Annotated in this window: 1 protein-coding gene; it reads left to right on the top strand. The window is 66.2% G+C overall.

Features of this window, described 5'->3' with window-relative positions; translation table 11 throughout:
* Positions 1 to 85 precede the first annotated feature (85 nt).
* Positions 86 to 571 (top strand): MoaF-related domain-containing protein, encoded by a 486-nt coding sequence (locus I8N67_RS41565; RefSeq protein WP_200309541.1) that lies wholly within the window; start codon positions 86 to 88, stop codon positions 569 to 571.
* Positions 572 to 1251: the final 680 nt, after the last annotated feature.

The following is a 1251-nucleotide window of genomic DNA, read 5'->3' as shown; positions in this document are numbered from 1 at the left end:
ATGGCATGTTCTGACCGCGACACAGGCGCTGGGGTCAGCCGCACGGCAGCACCCCAGCGCTCCCCTCCACGAAGGATGAATCTCGATGAAGCTCTCCCGCACATCGCTTGTCACCGTCCCGCTGGCTCTCGCTCTGGCCGCAGGCACAACCGCCGCCTTCGCCGCCTCCGACGGCTCCGGCGGCGCATCGAAGTCCGCCGCTGTGGCTGCCCGGGACAGCTCCGGTAGCGGCGTCGAGACCGACGCCGTGCTCCCCAGCGTCGGTCAGACCTGGCTGGCCGATTACGGCGACAACTCCGCCCTCGGCCGGTTCGCCGCGGAGCTCACGTTCACTTCCGCGACCCAGATGACCTTCGTTGTCACCGAAGGGTCGCTCAAGGGCGAGACTGACACTGTCACCTACACGGCCACCCGGATCCGCCCCGGCCTTTACATGGTGCGCTGGCACGAACCCAAGACGGGCTCCTACGTCACCCACGTCGAGGACTACGTCAACCACACCGTCGTGTCCAGCGCGGTCTTGGGAGACCAGTCCATGCAAATGAACGGGAGCCTCACCAGGGCTGACTGACCGGGTCGAAGACCCGGACCTGTTCGAACATCATGTTCTGAGCGCGAAACAGCGGGCTGAGACGCTGCCGAGCAGCAGCTTCTCAGCCCGCTCATGCGCGGGGGGCTCAGGGGGATGCCTTGTACATGGCGGCGAAGGTCGCGTTGAGGCCCGGGCTCGCTTCGTGGCGTGGCGGGGATACCGGTGAAAGCGGCGGCGAGGACTGCCATTCCGGCCACGCCCAAGGGAAGTGTCGTGGTCCGGGCGCGGCCTCCATGAGTGCCGCTGTAGACGGTCAGGCCCGTCCAGGCCGTCCAGAAAGCGAAATAGGCCAGGGCATAGAGAGCGAAGCCGTCCAGGTGGCAGCCGCCGACTACCTCGTCTCTACTGGTGGCGAAGCAGCCGAGGCGGTCGAGTCGTAAGCGGCGTCCGTTTGTCGACGGTTCCTGCTGGACTGTCTGGTGACAGGCGCCACCTCTGCACAGGCATGGTGGCCAGGGCAGCAAATTTATGGCTACGGTGTAGCCATAACGTGGTCGGCGGCCCGCCCGGCATCCGATCGCCGGTCGTCGGCGTCTGGGGAACAGCCCGGAACGACGCGGGACCACAACAGTGTGTTTCCCCAGTCAAAGGAGAGCAGTGATGAAGGCGGCAGTAGTGACGACGGCAGGCGCGGCCCCCGAGTACCTGGACTTTCCCGA

Origin of the sequence: Streptomyces adelaidensis (assembly GCF_016598475.1) — a bacterium.
Classification (GTDB): Bacteria; Actinomycetota; Actinomycetes; order Streptomycetales; family Streptomycetaceae; genus Streptomyces; species Streptomyces adelaidensis.
Note: the sequence above shows the minus strand (reverse complement) of the source record. Positions and strands in the feature narration are given on the sequence as shown.

Coding starts and splice junctions, on each gene's coding strand:
- I8N67_RS41565 (WP_200309541.1), top strand. CDS start 86: ATGAAGCTCTCCCGCACATCGCTTGTCACCGTCCCGCTGGCTCTCGCT.